This window comes from Plantibacter sp. M259 (assembly GCF_006065115.1).
GTDB classification, from domain to species: Bacteria; Actinomycetota; Actinomycetes; order Actinomycetales; family Microbacteriaceae; genus Plantibacter; species Plantibacter auratus.
Genome location: NZ_CP040750.1, coordinates 2,009,259 through 2,027,289, shown reverse-complemented (window position 1 = coordinate 2,027,289; position 18,031 = coordinate 2,009,259). Strand labels below are relative to the sequence as shown.

At 69.4% G+C, this 18,031-nt stretch carries 13 protein-coding genes and 1 pseudogene; 6 read left to right on the top strand and 8 right to left on the bottom strand.

What is annotated here, in order from left to right:
* Positions 1-5: 5 nt before the first annotated feature.
* On the top strand, positions 6-473 hold the full coding sequence (locus tag FGL15_RS09370; RefSeq protein ID WP_138945830.1) for a BLUF domain-containing protein: 468 nt from the start codon (positions 6-8) through the stop codon (positions 471-473).
* On the opposite strand, the gene FGL15_RS09365 is transcribed toward FGL15_RS09370, so the two are convergent.
* A complete protein-coding gene (locus FGL15_RS09365) occupies positions 470-727 on the bottom strand; it encodes a MoaD/ThiS family protein (protein WP_064293945.1) in 258 nt (85 codons plus the stop codon). The genes FGL15_RS09370 and FGL15_RS09365 overlap by 4 nt on opposite strands.
* On the bottom strand, positions 720-1,787 hold the full coding sequence (gene moaA, locus FGL15_RS09360; RefSeq protein WP_064293946.1) for a GTP 3',8-cyclase MoaA: 1,068 nt from the start codon (positions 1,785-1,787) through the stop codon (positions 720-722). The genes FGL15_RS09365 and moaA overlap by 8 nt, the downstream gene beginning before the upstream one ends.
* 90 nt (positions 1,788-1,877) lie before the next feature.
* Between moaA and FGL15_RS09355 the strand changes: the two genes are divergently transcribed.
* The 3 genes and pseudogenes from FGL15_RS09355 (at position 1,878) to FGL15_RS09340 (ending at position 7,460) form a co-directional block, all read left to right on the top strand.
* Positions 1,878-3,443 (top strand): molybdopterin-dependent oxidoreductase, encoded by a 1,566-nt coding sequence (locus FGL15_RS09355; RefSeq protein WP_138945829.1) that lies wholly within the window; start codon positions 1,878-1,880, stop codon positions 3,441-3,443.
* 194 nt (positions 3,444-3,637) lie between these two features.
* On the top strand, positions 3,638-5,374 hold the full coding sequence (locus tag FGL15_RS09350; RefSeq protein ID WP_138945828.1) for an ABC transporter ATP-binding protein: 1,737 nt from the start codon (positions 3,638-3,640) through the stop codon (positions 5,372-5,374).
* A gap of 2 nt (positions 5,375-5,376) precedes the next feature.
* Positions 5,377-7,460 (top strand): annotated as a pseudogene (locus FGL15_RS09340) (ABC transporter ATP-binding protein).
* 57 nt (positions 7,461-7,517) lie between these two features.
* On the opposite strand, the gene FGL15_RS09335 reads toward FGL15_RS09340, so the two are convergent.
* Positions 7,518-9,275 carry a right-handed parallel beta-helix repeat-containing protein gene (locus tag FGL15_RS09335; protein ID WP_138945825.1) on the bottom strand — a complete coding sequence of 586 codons (1,758 nt, stop codon included), beginning with the start codon at positions 9,273-9,275 and terminating at the stop codon, positions 7,518-7,520.
* Between the two features lie 89 nt (positions 9,276-9,364).
* On the opposite strand from FGL15_RS09335, the gene FGL15_RS09330 reads away from it, so the two are divergent.
* On the top strand, positions 9,365-10,522 hold the full coding sequence (locus FGL15_RS09330) for an acyltransferase (RefSeq protein WP_168223361.1): 1,158 nt from the start codon (positions 9,365-9,367) through the stop codon (positions 10,520-10,522).
* Here the strand turns inward: FGL15_RS09330 and FGL15_RS09325 are convergent.
* Both FGL15_RS09325 and FGL15_RS09320 read right to left on the bottom strand, forming a co-directional pair.
* Positions 10,519-11,619 (bottom strand): hypothetical protein, encoded by a 1,101-nt coding sequence (locus FGL15_RS09325; RefSeq protein WP_138945823.1) that lies wholly within the window; start codon positions 11,617-11,619, stop codon positions 10,519-10,521. The two genes, FGL15_RS09330 and FGL15_RS09325, sit on opposite strands and share 4 nt — an antisense overlap.
* Before the next feature lie 10 nt (positions 11,620-11,629).
* A complete protein-coding gene (locus FGL15_RS09320) occupies positions 11,630-12,097 on the bottom strand; it encodes an NUDIX domain-containing protein (RefSeq protein ID WP_138945822.1) in 468 nt (155 codons plus the stop codon).
* A 97-nt stretch (positions 12,098-12,194) separates the two neighbouring features.
* Between FGL15_RS09320 and FGL15_RS09315 the strand changes: the two genes are divergently transcribed.
* Positions 12,195-13,199 carry an aldo/keto reductase gene (locus FGL15_RS09315; RefSeq protein ID WP_138947258.1) on the top strand — a complete coding sequence of 335 codons (1,005 nt, stop codon included), beginning with the start codon at positions 12,195-12,197 and terminating at the stop codon, positions 13,197-13,199.
* Positions 13,200-13,394: 195 nt separating this feature from the next.
* On the opposite strand, the gene FGL15_RS09310 is transcribed toward FGL15_RS09315, so the two are convergent.
* From FGL15_RS09310 to FGL15_RS09300, 3 genes are all read right to left on the bottom strand, one after another.
* On the bottom strand, positions 13,395-13,658 hold the full coding sequence (locus FGL15_RS09310; protein WP_138945821.1) for a hypothetical protein: 264 nt from the start codon (positions 13,656-13,658) through the stop codon (positions 13,395-13,397).
* 9 nt (positions 13,659-13,667) lie between these two features.
* Positions 13,668-14,243: a hypothetical protein gene (locus FGL15_RS09305; protein ID WP_138945820.1), complete on the bottom strand. Its 576-nt coding sequence runs from the start codon at positions 14,241-14,243 to the stop codon at positions 13,668-13,670.
* A 255-nt stretch (positions 14,244-14,498) separates the two neighbouring features.
* Complete coding sequence (locus FGL15_RS09300; protein WP_138945819.1) at positions 14,499-17,972, bottom strand: bifunctional proline dehydrogenase/L-glutamate gamma-semialdehyde dehydrogenase; 3,474 nt, start codon at positions 17,970-17,972, stop codon at positions 14,499-14,501.
* Between the last annotated feature and the right edge of the window lie 59 nt (positions 17,973-18,031).

Genomic DNA, 18,031 nt, shown 5'->3' with positions numbered 1-18,031 from the left:
GGAGTATGACGCAGCCCGAATCCGCGTTCCTCTCCGTGACCTACGTGAGCACGTCCGCTGCGCCACTGACGCAGACCGCCCTCGAAGCGATCCTCAGCCAGTCCCGCGACAACAACGAACGCTCGGGCCTCACCGGCATGCTCGCCGTGCGAGGCGACGACTTCTTCCAGGTGATCGAAGGGCCTCCTGCGGTCGTTCGCCACGTGCTGCAACGGTTGCGCGACGACACGCGACACAGCGAGCTGCGGGTCCTGGTCGAGGAGGAGATCGACTACCGACGGTTCCCCGACTGGACCATGCGCTGCGAGAACCTCGACGACTACCCGGCTGATTCGATCCCCGGCTACCGGGCGTCGCACGAAGACGAATCGGATGCACGGCGCCATCGCATCCTGGACCTCGTGCGATGGTTCCAACACCGCGCCACCCGCGCCCTGGCCGAGCGTGGTCGCTCGGCGACGTCGCCGTCCTAGCCGCCGGCGAAGGGTGGGAGGACGTCGACCCGGGCGCCGAGCGGACGGGCGTCATCGCGACTGACGACTCCGTCGACCAGGAACGAGCCGGACGCGAGCACCTTGGCCATCGCGTCGCCGTAGCGCTCGAGCAACACGGACTTCAGCTCGCCGACCGTCGCGACCGCCGGCAAGGACTCCTCGGGGACGCCGGCGGCCTCCTCGGCAGCGGCGAAGTAGCGCACGAGCACCTGCAGCGTCGTCGTCTCAGCCACCGATCGCTCCCATGCTCCGCTCCGGACGGACGAAGTCGGGCGACGCGATGCGGTGCCCGGCCTGCTTGTGCCACATCGCCGCGCGCCATCGGTCCGCGATCTCGACGTCCTCGACGCCCGAACGCAGCATGCCCCGGAGGTCGGTCTCGTCGTCGCCGAAGAGGCAGGAGCGGATCGTCCCCTCGGCCGTGAGCCGCGTGCGGTCGCAGTCGTCGCAGAAGGAGCGCGTGACCGAGGCGATGATGCCGACCGTCGCCGGGCCGCCGTCGACGAGCCACTCCTCGGCGGGAGCGGAGGGGTCCTCGCGATGCGGGGCAGTGAGCGTGAAGCGGGAGCCGAGGACGTCGAGCAATTCGGCCGCGTCGACCATGTTCTCGCGCACCCACGCCTCGTCGGCGTCGAGCGGCATCTGCTCGATGAACCGGAGGCGGCAACCGTTCTCGATCGCCCAGGACAGAAGGGCGACCGCGCCGTCGAGCGTGTCGCGCATGAGGACGGCGTTGATCTTGAGCGGCGTCAGCCCGGCGCGTTTGGCGGCCTCGATGCCGGCCAGGACGGCGGGGAGGCGGTCGCGACGCGTGAGTCGCGCGAAGTGGTCGCGGTCGACGGTGTCGAGGGAGATGTTCACGCGGGTGAGCCCGGCGGCCACGAGCTCGTCGACGCGCTTGTCGAGTCCGATGCCGTTCGTCGTCATGGAGATCGAGGCGTCGCCGGCGACCGCGGAACTGCGGGCGATGATCTCCGCGAGGTCGGGACGCATGAGCGGCTCGCCACCCGTGAAGCGGATGTCGTGCACCCCGAGGTCGCGGACGGCGATTTCGACGAGGCGACCGATCTCGGTGGGCGTCAGCAGGTCGTCGCGGGCGATCGCGGGGAGACCCTGCTCGGGCATGCAGTACGTGCAGCGCAGCGAGCACTTCTCCGTGATCGACACCCGGAGGTCGCGGGCGACCCTGCCGAAGCGGTCGATGAGGCCGTCGACGTCGGGGCGCCCGGCAGCGTCCGGGATGTGCCTGAGCGGCGACCCGATGCGTGGGATTCCGAGCCCGACTGTGGTCATCCCCCCAGGGTACGGGGATGGACGGCCGACTTGCCCCTCTAGAGCCGCTTCGGGGAGGAACGCCCAGCGGGCGCGCGTAGCATGACGGACATGGAGCCCCGCCGCCGCACACTGCTCGCCGGTGCGTCCGGCGTCGTCGCAGCCGTCGCCACCCTCGGCTCGGCCGAGGCCGTCGCAGCCTTCGTCGCCCCCGCGAGCTCGCCGCTGCTCGCCGTGGGTTCCCTCGTGATCGACCTCGTGCCCGGGTGGGTGAAGGACCTCGTCATCGCCCTGTTCGGCACCAACGACAAGCTCGTGCTGCTCATCGTGCTCGGCGTCCTGGTCGCGGCCCTCGCCGTCGGGATCGGGATCCTCGAGGAGCGTCGCCCGGTGGTCGGCAGCATCGCGCTCGCGCTCGTTGGTGTCGTCGCGGTCGTCGCAGCGATCACCCGCGCGGACGCGGGCCTCGACTGGGCGTTCCCGAGCATCGTCGGTGCCGCGGTCGGCATCCTCGTCCTGCGGCTGCTCGTGACCCGGCTCCGCACCTGGGACGACGCGACGGTCGCGGACGAAGCCCGGCCGGTCGTCGGCGCCTCCCGGGCCGAACTCCCCCGGCGCTCCTTCCTCGTCCTGCTCGGCGGCACCGCGGTCGGCGCCCTCGTCGTCGGCGTCGGCGCGCGCGTCGCCTCGGCCGGAGCGGTCGCCGTTGAGACCATCCGGAAGGCGCTCAAGCTCCCGACGGCTGCCGTCGCCGCACCGCCGGTCCCCGCTGGAGCCGAACTCGGCATCGACGGACTCACCCCGGTCGTGTCGGCGAACGACTCCTTCTACCGGATCGACACGGCCCTCCAGGTGCCGAACATCGACCCCTCGACCTGGAGCCTCAAGATCACCGGCATGGTCGAGCAAGAGGTCGAGATCGGGTTCGAGGAACTCCTCGCCCTCCCGCTCCAGGAGTCGATCGTCACGCTGACCTGCGTCTCGAACCCCGTCGGCGGCGACCTCATCGGCAACGCGCTCTGGCTCGGGTATCCGATCCGCGAGTTGCTCGCCCGCGCGAAGCCCAAGGCGGGAGCCGACATGGTCCTGTCGCGGAGCATCGACGGGTTCACCGCCGGCACTCCGCTCGAGGTGTTGCAGGACGAGGATCGCGACAGCCTCCTCGCCGTCGGGATGAACGGGCAACCGCTCCCGCTGCAGCACGGCTTCCCGGTGCGCATGGTCGTCCCGGGCCTGTACGGGTACGTCTCCGCCACGAAGTGGGTCGTCGAGCTGGAAGTGACCCGCTACGCGGACGCCCGGGCCTACTGGACCGACCGCGGCTGGTCGGAGCGCGGGCCCATCAAGACGGAGTCGCGCATCGACGTGCCGCGCAACGGTGGACGTGTAGCGGCGGGGAACGTCGCGATCGCCGGCGTCGCCTGGGCGCAGCACACGGGCGTGAACCGGGTCCAGGTCCGGATCGACGACGGCGACTGGCTCGACACGACGCTCGCGACCGCCATCTCCGACGACACCTGGGTGCAGTGGGTCCTCCAGTGGGACGCCCCGGCCGGCGACCACACCATCGCCGTCCGCGCGACCGATGCCGCCGGGAAGACGCAGAGCGAAACCCCTGTCGACGTCGTCCCCGACGGCGCAGAGGGCTGGCACACCATCTCCGTCGGCGTCGACTGACCCGAGATCATCACGATTCCGAACCGGGACACCACCGTGTCACCGGCGCGGAGTATCGTCACTCGGGCACGTCCCTCACGCTCCCGTCCGGCTGCGCCGCCGACCGGAGCACTGGTCTCGCGCCAGGCCCGCTCCACCTCGTCACCCGTCCGCGCGATGCCCCGCGCCGGACACGAACCGTCTAAGGACCTCACGTGGCCCTCCTCGCCCTCGCCCTCCGACACGCCAAGCCGTACGCGGCCTGGGTCGTCGCGGTGTTCGTGCTGCAGCTCGTCTCGACGATCGCGGCCCTCTACCTCCCCAGCCTGAACGCCCAGATCATCGACCAGGGCGTCTCCCGGGGCGACACGGACTTCATCTGGTCCACCGGCATGACGATGCTGCTCGTCTGCCTCGTCCAGGTGGCCGCAGCCATCGGCGGGGTCTATTTCGGCGCCCGCACCGCCATGGCCATCGGCCGCGATCTGCGCCGGGAGTTCTACCGGAAGGTCGACTCGCTCGGCGCCCTCGAGATCGGCGGCTTCGGCAGCGCGACGCTCATCACGCGCGGCACGAACGACGTCCAGCAGGTCCAGATGCTCGTCCTCATGACCCTCAACTTCATGGTGTCCGCGCCCATCATGTGCGTCGGCGGCATCATCATGGCCCTCCGCGAGGACGCGGGACTGTCGTGGCTCGTGTGGGTCTCCGTGCCGGTGCTGTTCATCATCGTCGGGTTCCTCGTCTACCTCCTCATGCCGCTGTTCCGCCAGATGCAGGACCGCATCGACGGCATCAACAGCGTGCTGCGCGAGCAGATCATCGGCATCCGCGTGGTCCGGGCGTTCGTCCGCGAGCCGTTCGAGTCGGAGCGGTACAACCGCGCGAACGAGGCGCTCACCCGCGTGTCGATCAAGGTCGGCAACATCTTCGTCCTCATGTTCCCGGTCATCATGATGGTCCTCCACCTGGCGACGGCTGCCGTGCTCTGGTTCGGTGGCCAGCGGGTGGACGCCGGTCAGATGCAGGTCGGTTCCCTCACCGCGTTCCTCCAGTACCTGCTCCAGATCCTCACCTCAGTGATGATGGGCGTCTTCATGGTCATGATGATCCCTCGCGCGGTCGTGTGCGCCGAACGCATCCAGAGCGTCCTCGACACCGAGCCGAGCCTCACGGTGCCGACGAGCACCGACATCCGCGTACCGTCGGTCGGACGGGTCGAGTTCACCGGCGTCACCTTCGGCTACCCCGGTGCGGAGCGACCGGTGCTGTCGGACGTCACGTTCACGGCGGAGCCGGGCAAGACCACCGCGATCGTCGGCTCGACCGGCTCCGGCAAGACGACGCTCCTCTCGCTCATTCCGCGCCTCTACGACCCGCAGCAGGGCCACGTCACCATCGACGGCGTCCCCGTCTCGCAGCTCACCCGGCAGCAGATCGCCGGGGTCGTCGGGATCGTGCCGCAGAAGCCGTACCTGTTCTCGGGCACGATCGCCTCGAACCTCCGGTTCGGACGCCCCGACGCCACCGACGACGAGCTGTGGAGCGCCCTCGACGTCGCGCAGGCTGAGGACTTCGTCCGCGCGAAGCCGAAGATGCTGAACGACGGCGTCGCCCAGGGTGGCACGAACGTGTCCGGCGGCCAGCGTCAGCGCCTGTGCATCGCCAGGGCCCTCGTCGCGAAGCCCCTGGTCTACCTCTTCGACGACTCGTTCTCGGCCCTCGACGTCGCCACCGACGCCCGACTCCGGGCAGCCCTCGGCGACAGCACCGCCGACGCGACCGTCATCATCGTCGCGCAGCGCATCGCGACGATCCGCGAGGCCGACCACATCATCGTCATGAACGACGGCGGCATCGTCGGCCGCGGCACCCACGACGAACTCCTGGAATCCAACGAGACGTATCGCGAGATCGTCCAATCGCAGCTCGCTGTGGAAGGGGTGGCGTGACCATGGCCCGTTCACCACGTGACAAGCGCTCCTCCGGCGCCTCGAAGGACACCGCCCAGGCTCCCGAGCTGAACGCGGTCGAGGAGGAGGCGCTCGCACCGGAGTTCACCCCGGGTGAGTCCGACGGCGACATGTTCGGCGGCACCCCGTCGAAGAAGGCCGAGCAGTTCTGGCCCTCCGCGAAGCGACTCGTCGGTCTCCTCGCCCCGAGAAGGTCAAGATGAGCATCGTGGTCGGGCTCGTCGTGCTCTCGGTCGTGCTCACGGTCATCGCCCCGAAGATCCTCGGTCTCGCGATGGACGCGATCTTCAACGGCGTGATGGGCTCGCAGCTCCCGGCCGGCGCGACACTCGACCAGGTCGTCGACCAGGCACGCGCATCAGGCAACGACCAGTACGCCGACATGCTCGAGAAGTCGGACATCACCCCGGGTCAGGGCATCGACTTCACCCTGCTGGGCCGCCTGATCATCATCGTGCTCGGCATGTACATCGTCGCGTCGATCCTCAACTGGGCGCAGGGGTACATCCTCAACGGGCTCGTCATGCGCGTGGTCTACACGCTCCGCCGCGACATCGAGCGCAAGCTCAACCGCCTTCCGCTGAGCTACTTCGACACCCGTCAGCGCGGCGACCTCATGTCGCGCGTCACGAACGACGTCGACAACATCCAGACCGCCCTCCAACAGGCGTTCTCGCAACTCGTACAGTCGGCCCTCACGGTGCTCGGCATCACGGCGATGATGTTCATCGTGTCGTGGCAGCTCGCACTCATCGCGCTGATCGCCTTGCCGCTGTCCGCGCTGATCGCCGGGGTCATCGGCTCCCGCTCGCAGAAGCTCTTCACCGCGCAGTGGAAGAACACCGGCTCGCTCAACGGGCACATCGAGGAGTCGTTCTCGGGCCTCGAGCTCGTGCGGGTCTTCGGTCGCGACAAGGAGATGCTCGCCGAGTTCGACGAGCGCAACGAGAAGCTCTACACGGCGGCGTTCGGCGCGCAGTTCGTGTCCGGCATGATCATGCCCGCGATGACCTTCGTGTCGTACCTGTCCTACGTGCTCATCGCCGTCGTGGGCGGCCTCCGGGTCGCTTCCGGCCAGATGACCCTCGGCGACGCGACCGCGTTCATCCAGTACTCGCGTGAGTTCTCGCAGCCGCTCAGCCAGATCGCCGGCATGGCGAATCAGCTGCAGTCGGGTGTCGCCTCCGCCGAACGCACCTTCGAGCTGCTCGACGCCGAGGAACAGGACCCGGAGACGGCGGACGCACACCTGCCCGAGCACACCGACGGCCACGTCGAGTTCGACGGTGTCTCCTTCAGCTACGACCCCGAGAAGCCGCTCATCGAGGACCTCTCCTTCTCCGCGCAGCCGGGACAGACCGTCGCGATCGTCGGCCCGACCGGGGCCGGCAAGACGACCCTCGTGAACCTCGTCATGCGGTTCTACGAGCTCACGGGTGGTCGCATCTTGCTCGACGGCGTCGACATCACCGCCCTGACGCGCGCCGAGCTGCGGTCGCAGGTCGGGATGGTGCTGCAGGACGCGTGGCTGTTCGAGGGGACGATCCGCGAGAACATCCGATACGGCCGACTCGACGCGAGCGACGCTGAGGTCGTCGAGGCCGCTGAGGCGACGATGGTCGACCGCTTCGTGCGCCAGCTGCCCGACGGCTACGACACCGTCCTCGACGCGGATGGCGGCAGCGTCTCGGCCGGTGAGCGCCAGCTCATCACGATCGCCCGCGCGTTCATCGCGAAGCCGAAGCTGCTCATCCTCGACGAGGCGACGTCCTCCGTCGACACGCGGACCGAGCTGCTGGTGCAGCACGCGATGGCGGCACTGCGGTCCGACCGCACCTCGTTCGTCATCGCCCACCGCTTGTCGACCATCCGCGACGCGGACACGATCCTCGTGATGGAGAACGGACGGATCGTCGAACAGGGCTCGCACGCGCAGCTCCTCGAGGTCGACGGCGCGTACGCCGAGCTCTACCGCACGCAGTTCCGCGGTGGCGAGGAGCAGTCGGCGATCGACGAGGCAGCCGTCGCCGGCGGGTCCGACACGGCGCACGCACCGCGCAGCTGATGCGGCTCTCACGCCGCGTCGGGCGGGCGCTCGATTCCCGAGCGCCCGCCCGACGGTTCAACTGAGGGTCGTCGACCGCCAGGTGCCCTGATCGTTCACCCACAACCGCCCGTTCCCCACGAGGATGTCGCCGGACCGGCCGCCGTACGGCCGCGCGAGCCCCATGTGGCGCGTGGAGAGGTAGCTCGTGTTCGGCTGCGCGTTCGCGTGCGCCGTGTTGCTCGTCTCCCAGCGATTGCCCTGCACCACCGAATGCCCGGTCGTGCCGAAGGTGTCGAGGCCGTACTCGCACTCGCGCGCGGTGTTGCCGATGATCGTCGCGCCACCGGTGCAGTTACTCACGGCGACCGCCACCCGGATGCGGTCGATGCGGTTCCCGATGACCACGATCGAGCCGGCACCCTGATGGAGCACCCCGAACCCGTTGGAGGTGGCGGCCCCGGTGATGGAGTTGTCGGATACCACCGCATCCTCGGCGAGATACGACACGACACCGCCCACCGAGCCCGATGCGAGCGTGATGGCGACGCGGTTGCCTGAGACGACGGGTTGTCTCGTCCGATCGAGCGCGATCCCGATCGGGCAGGTGCCGCCGGCGATGCGGACCACGTTGTCGGTGATGAGCGCGTCGACGGCACCGATGACGGTGGTCGAACCGCGGGGCGGTGTCGCCGCCTGAGCCATGATGCCCGCTGCCGCGACGCCGCGGATCTCGATGACGTTCCCGGAGACCACGGTTCCCTGCGCGTCGCGGTAGATCATCACCGGGCAGCGCTTCGGTCCCCAGGCGGACCCCTGGTCGTCGTCGGCCGTCCGCGTCCAGCGCACCGTGTTCGCGACCAGGGTGACCGATCGGGTGTCGATGACGGCGAGACCCCACCAGGTCGCGTCGGACACGGTGTTGCCGGTCACGACGGCGTGGGCCATGCCCTCCACGGCGATGGACCGGCGGAACGGCCCGGTGACGACGTTGCCCTCGATCGTGACCATCGAGTCGGCCCAGGACCCGGGATCGACCGCGAAGTCGGGCAGGTTCTCGGCGTGGATGCCGACCCGTGCGTCGATGCCGGGGGCGGCCGAGACGATGTTGCCGACGACCGCCGAACGCGCACCCCAGACGGTGATACCGTCGCCGCGATCCTCGCCCGCGGACGAGGTGGAGCCTCGGCCCCCGCCCGAGCCGACGACGTTCAGGACATGGCACGCGGAGATGACGACGCCCTCGAACTCGCCTGATGGTTGCACCGCGATGCCGTTCTGGAACCCGTCGACGGTGACGCCGTCGATCAGGACGTCGCTCGCCCAGATGCTGATCCCGGTGTTGCGCTCACCCGTGCTCGACGCCGGCGGGCCCGCGTAGCTGACCCGGACACCGGTCACCGAGCTGCCCGACACGATGAGCTTCAGCGCCGGGGCCGCCTCGACACCTCCGACGAACCGCAGCTCGCCGCGCCCGCGGAGGTGGACGCGACGGTCGATCCTGATCGTCGCGTCCACAGCGATGACGTCGCCGCCGCGGACGATCACCGTGCTGCCGGACGGGACGGCCGCGAACCAGGCGAGGACCGCGGTGGTGCTGACGGAGGCGCCGGTCGGGTCGATCCCGGGACCCTCGAGTACGAGTTCGACGGACGGGGCGGCCTGGGGGTCCGCACTCCCGGTCGGCGCCGACGGCGCGGGGTCGGATGGTGACGACGGAGCCTCGCGGTCGGGCTCGGGCTCGGCGGCCGTCGGTTCGGGTTCCGGGACCGGCTCGGGTTCCGCCCCGGTCGTCCGCCACCGAACTGTTCCGCCCCGTCGTGATGTCCTGTCCACAAACCACACAGTACAGAACCATGAGGTACAGAAGCATCTTAGAGTTGAAGTCCGGCGTGACCATCGCCGTCCGATCATCCAGGAGCACCATGCCGTCACCGGAGAACCGCGCGACCGGACACCGCCGACGCAACCGCCGAACGGCACCCCGCGTCGACCACACCGCCTTCGCCGGTGCCCGCGCCATCGCCGCCTGGTGGGTCGTCTTCTCGCACTCCGCGGACTGGCTGTTCTCCGTGCTGCCCGAGCTCTCGTGGCTCGCGCCGATGGCCCACACCGGACTCGCCGTGGACGTCTTCTTCGTCCTGAGCGGGTACACGATCGCCCGGGCCTACCTGGATCGGCGCTGGAACTGGCCCGCCTACGGTCGCTACCTCCGGAACCGCGTGGCGCGCCTCTACCCGGCACACGTGGCCATGCTCCTCGCCTTCGTGATGCTCTGCGTCGGCGGGGCGGTGGTCGGTATCGCAGCGGACGACGGGGCTTTCCCGCCCATCGGCCTCATCGCCGAGCTCACCCTCACCCGCGCGTGGTTCGGCGACGCACTCTGGTGGAACCCACCCGCCTGGTCGCTGTCGGCCCAGTTCCTCGCGTTCATCCTGTTCCCGGTGTTCGCCCTCGCCTTCCGCGGTCGGATGCGCGGCCCGGGCCCGATGATCGCCCTCTCTGTCGGGCTCGTCTCCACGACGACGATCGCCGCCGCGGTCGCCCCGTCGGCCATGAACGGCATGGCGCCCCCGGCGCTCCGGGTGCTGTGCTGTTTCGCGCTCGGCATCTGTGTGGCGGAGTGGACGGCAGCCCTCCCGGTCACCCGACGAGCGGCGTGGGTCGCTGCGGGAGGTGCCGTCGGTCTGGTGGTGGCGGCGATCGCACTCGAACCGGGAGCCCCACGAGCCTGGGCCGCGATCACCTTCGCGGGGATCATCGTCGGAGGCCTGGCGGTCGCGAGTCCGCGCTCCACCGCGGTGCTGCGCAGTCGCCCCGCGCGCTTCCTGGGGCGACTCTCGTTCTCCACGTACCTCGTGCACGTCTTCGTGCTCATCCTGCTGGCGAAGGCGATCACGCCGAGCGCCGTCGACGGCATGCCGCTCCTGCTCAGAGCCCCGATCATCCTGGCCTGGTTCGGCTCGATCCTCGCCGCGTCGTGGCTGCTCCACACGCTCGTGGAGGTGCCGTGGCATCGGAGACTCGCCGCACCGCGGACGAGCCGGGCGATCCATGCCGACGGATCGGCGACCGATGCTTAGGCGTTCGTGCCCGACAGCGGACGGCGCGCCGCCCGGACGCCCTGTGCGATGCGCTCGGGGAGCCGCAACGCGGCGCTGACGAAGGCGAGCACCGCCACGACGAGCGACACCCAGAGCACGGACCAGGCTGCATCGGTGGGTGGGCCCAGCAGCAGTGACGCCGCCGCATCCCCGACGCCACCGGGGATCGCGACCGACACCGCGAACACGAGGGCGAGCCGAGCAGCGCCGAGCAGGATGAGCGTCAGGCCCGCCGCGAGCAGCATGCCGATCGCGGCTCCGGCGACGGTCCGGCTCGGGTTGCGGCGCCCCAGCCAGAGCAGGATCACCCCGAGGACGAGGAGCCCGATCGCGAGCCAGGGCGACCAACCAGCCGCCGTCTCGATCACGCGGATACCATCGAGCACCGGCGCGACCTGCGCTGCCGGGACGACGTCGACCACGCGGTCGACGTCCGGGATGACGGCCGCGAAGCCGAACCCCGCGTCGACCAGCCACGTGCGGGTCGCGGAGACGATCGGTCCCAACTGCACACCCAGGCCCTGCTCCGCCGAGACGTCGATGACGGCGCCTCGGGAACCGGAGACGCCCGCGACGAGCTGCTCATGCGTGACGCGGAGGGCTTCGGTCCAGGCGGTCGCGAACGCGGGCGAGGCCGCGAACTCGGCGACGTTCCGGCGGAGGACCTCGCGCAGCGCATCCGCGGTGTCGCCACCGATCGCGCCGAGCACCTCCGAGATCGCTGGCGGGAGCGCGAGGGTCGCTGCGAGGTCGGCCGGCGCTGCAGCCGCCGCATCGAGGTCGACCTGACTCTCCAGCACGGCGAGTGCCTGCTCTCCCACGAAGGCTTGGACGGCCGGGTCCGTGGCCAGCGGGGCGAGGGTGTCGACGAACGCGTCGGTGTCGCGGAGCATCGTGTCCGCCCAGGTGCTGACGAGCGCGACCGGGATCAACAGGGCGCCGATCACGATCGCCACCGTGCCGAAGAAGCCCCATGCGCCCGCTCCACGTCGGACCGGCTGCTCGACGGCCTCCGCCCGGAGCGCGTCGAAGGTGATGAAGTCGTTGCGGGCGTCGGACGACGGGTGATCGGTCACGCGCCCGAGTCTACGAGTCGGCGCCGTCCGGGCGTCTGGATCCGCGAGGCCGCGCGATCGCTTCGACCGCCGCCACCGTGGACACGGTCACCCGTTCCGGCAACGCGTCGAGCGGGAACCACCGGAGACCGCCGTGCTTCTCCGGCTCTCGGAGTTCTGGCTCGCCGACGGTGTCCGCCGCGAGGTACACCGGCGAGATCCAGTGCTGATGCAGTGCCTCCTCGAAATGGTCGACGACGCACAGCAGTTCGATCGAGCCGAGGTCGAGCCCGGTCTCCTCCATCGCCTCCCGGCGGACGGCGTCCTCGAGGCGCTCCATCCAGTCGACCTTCCCGCCGGGGATGCCCCAGGATCCGGCCTCGGGCTCGCGGAGGCGCTCGAGTAGGAGGATCCGACCCTCGCGGACGATCGCGACACCGCACCCGGAGCGCGGGTGAGGCGCGGGCCCTTCGGCGGACGGGAGCGACGTGGACGACACGTGCTCACGCTACTCGACGCTGCACCGACTCCACCGTGAACGATCACGGTACGCTTGCCTCAGGCACCACGACGATTCGACGATGAAAGCGCAGACCATGCCCTACGAAGCAGCCGAAACCCGTTACGACGACATGACCTACCGCCGCGTCGGCCGCAGCGGACTGCGCCTCCCCGCGCTATCCCTCGGTCTCTGGCACAACTTCGGCGAAGGCCGCAGCATCGAGGTCCAGCGGGCCATCGTGCGCCGCGCCTTCGACCTCGGGATCACCCACTTCGACCTCGCCAACAACTACGGCCCACCCGCGGGTTCCGCCGAGACCGCCTTCGGCCGCATCTTCGCGGAGGACCTCGCGGCCCACCGTGACGAGATCGTCATCACCTCGAAGGCCGGCTACTACATGTGGCAGGGGCCCTACGGCGAGTGGGGCTCGCGCAAGACCATGCTGTCATCGCTCGACCAGAGCCTCGGCCGTATCGGCGTCGAGTACGTCGACGTCTTCTACTCGCACCGCCCCGACCCGGAGACGCCGATCGAGGAGACGATGGGTGCGCTCGCGACGGCGGTCAAGCAGGGCAAGGCGCTGTACGCCGGCATCTCGAACTACTCCCCCGAGCAGACCATCGCCGCGGCGGCCGCGCTTCGTGAGCACGGCGTCCCGCTGCTCGTGCACCAGCCGCGCTACTCGATGTTCTCCCGCGAGGTCGAGGACGGCCTGCTCGACACCCTCGACGACCTCGGTCTCGGTGCCGTCGTGTTCAGCCCGCTCGCGCAGGGCATGCTGACCGACCGCTACCTCGGTGGGACCGTTCCGTCGGACTCGCGTGCGGCGACGAGCCACTTCCTCAACGAGGAGTCGATCACGGACACCTACCTCCAACGCGCCCGCGGCCTGCAGGCGATCGCCGAGGAACGCGGCCAGACGCTCGCGCAGCTGGCGCTCTCGTGGGTGCTGCGTCGCGACACGGTCACGTCGGCGATCATCGGTGCCAGCTCGGTCGAGCAGCTCGAGGGCAACTACGCGGCGATCCACCGCCTGGACTTCGACGACGCCGAACTCGCCCGCATCGACGAGTTCGCCGTCCACGGCACCCTCCGCTAGCCCACCCTCGTCTCCGCACGCGTACCTAACTCAGGACAGCTCCGGCGCGTCGCCCCCGCACCCACCCGACCCGCCGGAGTTCTCCTGAGACAGGTTCACAACTCAGGAGGATGTCGGCGCGTCGCGCAGAACGCCCCGGTGTGTCGGGATGACACGCCGGGGCGTTCCTGGGTCGCGAGCCGAGCAGACGAAGCCCTACTCCGGCGGATGTTTGCGGCGTCTGGTTGCGATATTGCTCCCCAGCCAGAGCAGCCCGTAGCCGAGCGAGGTCCCGAGCAACACCGGAACCATGTCACTTGGGACGTCTGACCAAGTACGAGCACCAAGCAGCGCTTGCACCAGCAATCCGACGAAGGTGCCAAGAACCGTCAGCCCCCAAAGCAGGCCGAGGAACCAGCCGAACTGTCGCATGTTCTTCCAGTCAATCCTGGTCGAACGCAGTTTCCTGGAATGAGACATCACAGCCGCCTAGCAGGGTCGATCCCAGTCGATGCCCAAGTTTGCGCCGATGACTGCCATCGTGCACGCGACTCCGCCCGGACCAGCTGTTGCGATATCGAGCATCGCGCAGACCCCTGCTATCCCGATGTTGAAGATCAGGTTGCCCCAGAACGATGAGGCGCACGCTGCGCGTGCGAGATTCGGGGTGTGCTCGATCGGGGTGACGATGAGGTGTCCGTCCTCGAGGACGAACTTGGCCGGCACTGTCTCCGTTCCCTGCTCCAGGGTCGGGTTCGCTGAACTCAGCAAGACCCCACCATCCTGGTCTTGGAGTACGAGGAGGCGCGCATCGGCGCTCAGGACGATGCGATCCGTAGGCTCCATCGAAACCTTGGCGCTCATCCCGCTGACGGAGGAGGTGTTCTTCCCGTCGGGGATGATCGAGCGGACAGCATCATCGGTGCCACGAATCGCAAACCCCCCATCGGACGTCGCCTCGGAGATCAGTGGCACGGCACTCGCGTCGCTCGGAGTGAGCACAGCGGACCCACCGGAAAGCAGAGCAGCTATCGCCAACGTGGCCAGGTAGGCGCGGACTTTCATTCGATGCTTCCTCTCGTCAATGAGCACAGACGACACCCGCGGCGCGGCCTTGTCCAAGACCGAACAACCTCGGCGGATTCACACAATATATTTCAGTCGTTTACCCGAGTAAATACTTCAATGTGAAGACCCGCATGTGTCGCCGTTCTTGCGCTTGGCCAACGTTCGGCTTCGCCGGCGCGTCGCGCAGAACGCCCCGGCGTGTCGGGATGACACGCCGGGGCGTTCCTGAGTTGCGAACCGAGCGGGCTCGGGTCAGATGAGGTCGTCCGAGAGGTGGTTCGGCGTGCCGAAGCGGTGCGCCGTGATCGAGACCGCCTGCTCCTGGAGGAACGGCAGCAGCTCGATGCGGCCGGCCTCGGTGACGTCGCCCGCGTAGATCGCGACGTCGGGGCTGCCGGAGGTCGCGTGGGCGACACCCTCGGTCGTCCCACCGATGATCCGGACGCGCGCACCGGACTTCGTCCCGACGAGCGAGGCGGCGGTGACGTACCAGCGGTCCTCGCTCTCGACGGTGATCCCACCGGCGATGGCCTCGACGGCCGGGACGAGCTTCGGCGGCAGCGCGACGGCGGACGACACGTGCACGGTCGCGCCCGCGGTCGCACCGGCGGCGACGACACGGAGGAGTTCCGCGACCGAACCGCCGTCTACGAGACGCACGTGGACCTCGCGCGGCACGTACCGGAACACGTTGCGCTCGGCGGTCAGCTTCGAGACGTCCGTCGCGACCCCGAACTCGTCCGCCCACGCAGCTGCGTCGCTCGCGACCGACCGGCGCAGGAACGCGAACTCGTCGGCGGTGAGCACCGCGTCGGCGGCACGCAGCAACGAGGCGACAGCGGGCTTCGGGCCACGGCGCTCCGCCGACCGACCGACGGTGCGCTCAGCCGTGCTTTCGGCGCTCGACCACGAGCCGAGGCCGATGAGGTAGTTCGGGCCACCGGCCTTCGTCCCCGCGCCGACCGCGGACTTCTTCCAACCGCCGAACGGCTGACGCTGCACGATCGCGCCGGTGATGCCGCGGTTCACGTACAGGTTGCCGGCCTGGATGCCGTCGAGCCAGAGACGCAGCTCGGCCGGGTTCAGGGAGTGCAACCCGGCGGTGAGTCCGTAGTCGATCTCGTTCTGGATGGCGATGGCCTCCTCGAGGGTCTCGGCCGTCATGATCCCGAGGATCGGGCCGAAGTACTCGGTGAGGTGGTACTCGGAGCCGCGGGCGACGCCGGCACGCACGCCGGGGCTCCACAGCTTGCCGCTGTCGTCGAGCTGCTTCGGCTCGACCAGCCACGACTCACCGGAGCCGAGCGTCGTCAGGCCGCCGAGCAGCTTGCCCTTCGCCGGCTCGATGATCGGCCCCATCTGCGTGGTCGGGTCGACCGGGTAGCCGACCTTGAGCGACGTGACGGCGTCGACGAGCTGGTGACGGAAGCGGCGCGAGGACGCGACCGACCCGACGAGGATCACGAGCGACGCGGCCGAGCACTTCTGACCGGCGTGACCGAAGGCCGACGCGACGACGTCCTTCACCGCGAGGTCGAGGTCGGCGCTCGGCGTGACGATGATCGCGTTCTTGCCGGACGTCTCGGCGAGGAGCGGCAGCTCGGGGCGGAAGGAGCGGAACAGCTCCGCCGTCTCGTAGCCACCGGTGAGGATGACGCGCTCCACCGCCGGGTGGGCGATCAGGCGCTCACCGAGCGAGTTGTCGGCCAGCTGCGCGAAGCGGAGCACCTCGCGCGGCACACCGGCCTCCCACAGCGCCTCGATCATGACCGCGCCGCTGCGGCGAGCCTGACGGGCAGGCTTGATGATGACGGGCGACCCGGCGGCGAGCGCCGCGAGGGTCGAGCCGGCGGGAATGGCGACGGGGAAGTTCCACGGCGGCGTGACGACGGTGAGCTTCGCGGGGGTGAACGTCGCGCCGTCCACGTGGTCGAGCTCGCGGGCGCGCTCGGCGTAGTAGTGGGCGAAGTCGATCGCCTCGGACACCTCGGGGTCGGACTGGTCGAGGGTCTTGCCGGTCTCCGACGCCATGACCTCCATGAGGTCGGCACGACGCTGCTCGAGGACGTCGCCGGCGCGGTGCAGGATGACCGCACGCTCGGCGCCGGAGAGCGAGCCCCAGGACGCGCCGGCTGCGGTCGCTCCGTCGATGACGGCGTCGAGCGCTTCGACGCTGTCGAGGATGGACGCGGCGACGGTGTCGTTCCCGAGCCGCGACTCGGTGACGCGGGTGAGGATGTCGCGTCCCCAGACCCGGTTCGCGGGGAGCGAGGGGTCGGTGTCGGGGGTGTTCTCGAACGCGTCGACCGGGGAGGCCTCGGCCGGCTTCGTGCGGTCCTGCCGCCGGTTCGGCGCGGGGACGGTGGCGTCCAGCTCGGCGAGGGACGCGAGGAACCGCTGCTCCTCACGGGCGAAGAGGGTCTCGTTCTCGCTCAGCTCGAACACGGCGGACATGAAGTTGTCCTGGCTCGCGCCCTCCTCCAGGCGGCGGATGAGGTACGCGATGGCGACGTCGAACTCCTGCGGGTGGACGACCGGCGTGTAGAGCAGGAGCTCGCCGACGTCGCGCTTCACGGCCTCGGCCTGGCCCTGAGCCATGCCGAGCAGCATCTCGAACTCGACGCCGCGCTCGACACCACGCTGCTTGGCGAGCAGCCAGGCGAAGGCGATGTCGAAGAGGTTGTGGCCCGCGACGCCGATGCGCACGTTGTCGATGCGGTCGGGGTGCAGCGCGTACTCGACGACGCGCTTGTAGTTGGTGTCGGAGTCCTGCTTGGTGGACCAGGTGGCGAGCGGCCAGTCGTGGAGTGACGACTCGACCTGCTCCATGGGGAGGTTGGCGCCCTTGACGATGCGCACCTTGATGCCGGCACCACCGGCGGCCCGGCGGCCGGCCGACCACTCCTGGAGACGGATCATCGCGGAGAGGGCGTCGGGCAGGTAGGCCTGCAGCACGATCCCGGCCTCGAGGTCGCGGAACTGCGGGAGGTCGAGGAGCTTGGTGAAGACCGCGATGGTGAGGTCGAGGTCCTTGTACTCCTCCATGTCGAGGTTGATGAACTTCTTCGGGCTGGCTGTAGCGGCACGCTCGAACAGCGGGGTGAGGCTCGTGACGACGTGCTCCACGGCTTCGTCGAACGCCCAGACCGAGTGGGGGCTGACCGTCGACGACACCTTGATCGACACGTAGTCGACGTCGGGGCGCGCGAGCAGCTTGTGGGTGCCCTCGAGACGACGTGCCGCCTCACCTGTACCGAGGACGGCCTCGCCGAGCAGGTTGACGTTGAGCCGGGTGCCGGGCGTCTTGATCTTCGCGATCGCGGGGCCGAGCTTCTTGTCGGTGGCGTCGACGACGAGGTGGCCGACCATGTTGCGGAGCACCTTGCGGGAGATCGGGATGACGACGCCGGGCAGGATCGGGGCGAACGCACCGCCGCAGCGGACGGCGGCCTTCAAGTACCAGGGGAGGAACGCGGGCACCTTCGGGGCGATCGTCTGCAGGGTGCGGGCCGCGACGCGGAGGTCCTCTGGACGCACGACGCCGTCGACGAAGCCGACCGTGAACTCGAGGCCGGTCGGGTCCTTCAACACACCGGCGAGCTGCTGCGCGGAGGCGTCGGCGGGGATCGTCGAGGCCGTCCGGAGCCAGCGGCGGACGAGGGCGATGGCCTCGGTGGCGAGGGCGTCGCGGTCGAGCTGCTGCGTCGATGCAAGAGTGTCGGTCATGGTGCCAGTATCGGCGTCCGGACCAATAAGATACAGCGAAGGTTTTCGAACGATATCCA